This is a genomic window from Streptomyces sp. adm13(2018), from assembly GCF_008042145.1.
In the GTDB taxonomy this organism is placed as follows: domain Bacteria; phylum Actinomycetota; class Actinomycetes; order Streptomycetales; family Streptomycetaceae; genus Streptomyces.
Genome location: NZ_RDBH01000137.1, coordinates 31161 through 35407, shown reverse-complemented (window position 1 = coordinate 35407; position 4247 = coordinate 31161). Strand labels below are relative to the sequence as shown.

Annotated in this window: 5 protein-coding genes; 1 reads left to right on the top strand and 4 read right to left on the bottom strand. The window is 73.3% G+C overall.

What is annotated here, in order from left to right; all coding sequences use genetic code 11:
* From EAO70_RS27005 to EAO70_RS26990, 4 genes are all read right to left on the bottom strand, one after another.
* Positions 1-993, bottom strand: a 993-nt coding sequence (locus EAO70_RS27005; protein ID WP_148005533.1) for an ATP-binding cassette domain-containing protein, incomplete at its 3' end; no start/stop codon positions are given.
* 320 nt (positions 994-1313) lie between these two features.
* Positions 1314-1853 (bottom strand): hypothetical protein, encoded by a 540-nt coding sequence (locus EAO70_RS27000; RefSeq protein WP_187284059.1) that lies wholly within the window; start codon positions 1851-1853, stop codon positions 1314-1316.
* A gap of 114 nt (positions 1854-1967) precedes the next feature.
* Positions 1968-2804 carry a DUF4097 family beta strand repeat-containing protein gene (locus EAO70_RS26995; protein WP_148005508.1) on the bottom strand — a complete coding sequence of 279 codons (837 nt, stop codon included), beginning with the start codon at positions 2802-2804 and terminating at the stop codon, positions 1968-1970.
* A gap of 177 nt (positions 2805-2981) precedes the next feature.
* Positions 2982-3524, bottom strand: a complete 543-nt coding sequence (locus EAO70_RS26990; protein ID WP_148005507.1) for a hypothetical protein — start codon at positions 3522-3524, stop codon at positions 2982-2984.
* A gap of 212 nt (positions 3525-3736) precedes the next feature.
* Between EAO70_RS26990 and EAO70_RS26985 the strand changes: the two genes are divergently transcribed.
* Positions 3737-4247: AMP-binding protein (locus tag EAO70_RS26985; protein ID WP_148005532.1), on the top strand; the 511-nt coding region annotated here is incomplete at its 3' end.

The following is a 4247-nucleotide window of genomic DNA, read 5'->3' as shown; positions in this document are numbered from 1 at the left end:
GGGGAGGGCCGGGGCGTTCTGCTTGCCCGTGAGGGTGAGGAAGACGTCGTCCAGGTCCGGGGTGTGCACGGTGAGCGACTCCGCCTCGACCCCGGTGTCGTCCAGGGCGTCGAGGATCGCGCGGAGGTTGGCCACCGAGCCGTCGCTCGGGATCTGCAGCGCGAGCGCCTCGTCGTCCCTGGTCGCGATCCCGAAGACCGCCGCCGCGGCGGCCAGGTGGGCCTCGTCGGCGAACCGGACCCGCACATGGCCGCCCGGGATCAGCCGCTTCAGCTCCTCCGCCGTGCCCTCGGCGACCAGCCTCCCGTGGTCGAGCACCGCGATCCGGTCCGCGAGGTGGTCGGCCTCCTCCAGGTACTGCGTGGTCAGGAAGATCGTCACGCCCTCGTCCGTGACCAGGTCCCTGATCAGCTCCCACATGTCGCGGCGGCTGCGCGGGTCCAGGCCGGTGGTGGGCTCGTCGAGGAAGATGATCCGCGGCCGGCCGACCAGCGTCATCGCCAGGTCCAGCTTGCGGCGCATACCGCCGGAGAAGGTGGCGACGTTCTTACGGGCCGCCTCGGTCAGGTCGAACCGCTCCAGGAGCTCGGCGGTACGCCGACGGCCCTCGCCCCGGCCCAGGTGGTACAGGTCGGCCATCAGGAGCAGGTTCTCCTCGGCGGTCAGCAGACCGTCGACGGCGGCGAACTGTCCGGTGACGCCGATCAGCGTGCGTACGGAGTCGGCCCCGGCCCGCACGTCGTGTCCCGCGATCCGGGCCTCTCCGCCGTCCGCCGTGATCAGCGTCGAGAGGATCTCCACGGTCGTCGTCTTGCCCGCGCCGTTGGGGCCGAGCAGGGCGAAGATCGTGCCCTCGGGGATCCGCAGGTCGATGCCGTCGAGCACCACCTTGTCGCCGTACGCCTTGCGCAGGCCGGTCGCGGAGATCGCCGTTGCGCGCTGGTCGGCGGCCGCTGTCGTCGCCGTGTGCGGGGGGTGATTCGTGGTGCTCATGGTCTGCGGGCCCTTCTCTTCTCGGACTGATCGCGGGGCTGGTGGAGGGTGGTGCGCTTCATGTCTCGCGTCTGACTGCCTGGCGCTTCGGTGGCTTCGCTTGGCGCCACTCTGTGCCGTGCTTGCGCCATCATCGTGGCACATCAGTGGCGCCATGTCGAGTCATTGTGGCGCCATGCGTGGCGTGTGGGGGCGATTGAGTGCCTTGAGCTGGGCTTTTGTTGGGAAGAAGGCCCATGGCGCCTTGTGGCGCCAAGTCTCTGTGGGGGGGGGTGCCAGGGGGCGCCGTCCTCGGGCCTTGCCGTCCGGATCCGGCTTCGTCAGGACGCGGTGGTCAGGGATGCGCGCGGGGGCCGGGTGCGCGCGAGGTCGACGGGCAGCTCTACGGCGGCCGGGGGCGCGGGGCGCTTGTGGGGCGTGGCGAAGACGTACAGCCTCAGCATCACGAAGCGGCCGATGCCGGCCAGGCCCGAGGCGGCGAGGTAGACGGTCTGCTCTACGGCGAGGCCGGGCGTCCGCTCGATCAGGTGCAGGACGAGCACCGCGAGGGTGGTCACGCCGTAGGCCGCGGCCGCCGTTCCGGCGGACCGCAGGTGGTGGCGGAGGCCGCAGCGCAGCAGACCGCGCCCGGCGGCGGCGGGCCGGAGTCCCGAACCGAAGGTGAAGCGGGCGTGCAGCTCGGTCGCGAGGACCGTCGACGCCGTGGTGATCAGCGCGTTGGCGAGGGCGAACGGCAGGAGGCCGGTCAGCAGGGCGACCGCCGCGCCGGACGCGACCCCGACCCCGCCCCCGAACGTGACGAAGCGGAGGAAGGAGGTCAGGGTGCTTGGTGTGGTGCCGGGGTGTGGGCTCTGATCCATCGGGCTTCCGTCCCCCCTCCGTCGGATGCGCGCCCCGGCGGGGTCCGGGCGCGCCAAAGGTCGTGCCGGATGCGTCCGCGCCCGGTCGGTGGTGGCTGCGCGCCCGGCCTCCGGCTACGCCCGGCGGACGACGATGTCGCCCACGCTCGTGCGGCCGCGGACCTCGACCGTCTCCGCCGACTGGCCCGGGCCCTCCGCCGCGCCCAGTTCGTTGCGTACGCGGCCGGCCGTGGACCGTACGTCGAGCCAGGCCGCCGTCCCCGCCGCGATGCCGACTTCGATGCCGCCCGCGGCGGAGTCGAGCGTGACCCGGCCCCGTACGACCTCACCGAGGCGGATGGCGCCACTGGCCGTCCTGGCCGTCACCGAGGCCTCCGTACGCCCCACCTCGATGGGTCCGTTGGACGAGTTCACCTTCAGCTCGCCGCTGATCTCGCCGACCGTGGTCTCGCCGTTCAGGTTCCGGATCGTCGCCGCACCGTCGATCCGGCCGATCCGCACCCGGCCGGAGCCGTGGATCTCGGTCTCGCCGCTCGTGCTGTCGACGAGGATGTCGCCGTGGGAGGTCTTCAGCCGTACGGACGCGGCCTCGTCCAGCTGGATGTCGCCGGCCGCGGTGGTGAGGTGGCAGTTCCCGAACAGGCCCTCGCCGATCAGCTCGCCGAGGCCCGTCCGGCAGGTCAGCTCCGAGCCGGCGGGCAGCTCGACCGTGACATCGACCGAGCCGGTCTTGCCGAAGAGGGAACGCTTCCTGGGGCCCTTGACCAGCAGCTTTCCGCCCGCGCAGGTGACGGTGGTCTCCGCGGCCGCCTGCACGTCGAGCTTGGCGCCGGGGTCGCTCGGGGTCACCTCCACGACGGTGTCGGCGCGCTTGCCCGCGACGATCCGGGCCCGGCCGATCTCGATCTCGACGGTGGCGGAGAGGGGTTCGGGAGTTTCGAACGTGGGCATGGCTGTGGCGTCCTTTGACTGAGGAGAGGTGAGTGCCGGGCCGACCGACGTGCCTCGGTGGGGCGGTGAGGGGCGCATCCCTGGGACTCTCGCGCCCCTGGGAGTCTCGCGCCGCCGGGAGTCTCGCGTTCCCGGGAGCCGTGCACCCGGGCCGTGCGAACGGGCCGCGCCGGCGGGCTAGCGGACCCAGCCGGTGAAGCCCTGGCCCACGGAGGGGCCCGTGCTCGTCGCGCCCTTGCGGGTCCTGGCCGGGGCGCCGCCCGGTTCGAGGGCCGCGGCCACGGCCCGGACCAGCCAGGCGTTGACCGACAGCCCCTCGCGGCTCGCGGCCTCCTCGACCCGGATCTTGAGCTGGGCAGGCGGCCGGAAGTTGATGCGGGAGGTGGCGCCGTCCTCGCCCTCCACGGGGAGCGCGACCGGCGGCGGCGGGGCCGGCAGCGCGGGCTCGGCCTCCTCGAAGCCGAACGGCTCGGCGGCGGGCGGCGCCGTGACCACGAACTCGGGGTTCAGGCCGCGCAGCCGCAGGTCCACCGAGCCGGGAGCGAGGTCACGGGTGATCTCGTCCATCGCGTCGGACAGGGCGTTGAGCAGGGTCAGCCGGGCGGCCGACTCCAGCTGGCCGGTGAGTCGGTCCGCCAGGGCGCGGGCTTCGTCGCCGCCCGCCTGGGCGGCCACACCGAGCTCATGGCGGAGATTGTCCACGTACGGGGTGAGGTCCATGACGTAAGAATGGCACCATTGTGGCGCCATTGCAAGCCACGTGGCGCCATGGTGCGCCACGGTGTGCCGCGCCGCGTCACGCCGTGCCGTATGGCGCCAGGCAGCCGGACCGTCGGCTGCCTCCCCCGGCCGGGCTTGACCCGGTTCGGGGGTGCGCATAGCGTCGCCGCGCCGGGACGAGGACGGTCGGCGGATGCTCAGGGGGTTGCGCGGTGGCGGTGCCAGACGGATACGAGCGGCTCACCGCGGACGGGGCCCCGTTCGCCGTCGACGGCGGGGTGTACGCCTCCGGCCCCCGCACGCTGCGGGAGTTCGTCGAGGTCGTCTGGGGCTACGGCGACCAGGTCTTCCTCGTGTCCGAGGACGGGCGGACCACCTACCGCGAGTTCTTCGACGCGGCCTGCGGGCTCGCCCGGCGGCTCGTCGGGGAGTACGGGCTGCGGCCGGGCGACCGGGCCGTCGTCGCCATGCGGAACCACCCGGAGTGGCACGTCGCCTTCTGGGCCGCCCAGCTCGCCGGGCTCGTCGCCGTACCCCTCAACGCCTGGTGGACCGAGGACGAGTTCGCGTACGCCCTCGACGACTGCGCTCCCGGCGTGCTGCTCGTCGACGGGGAGCGCGTCGGACGGGTGCGGGAGTGGGCCGCCCGGAACCGCGTGCCCGGGATCGTCTTCCACGGGGAGGGGGAGTGTGCCGGTGCCACCACTGGTACGGCCTCCGCAC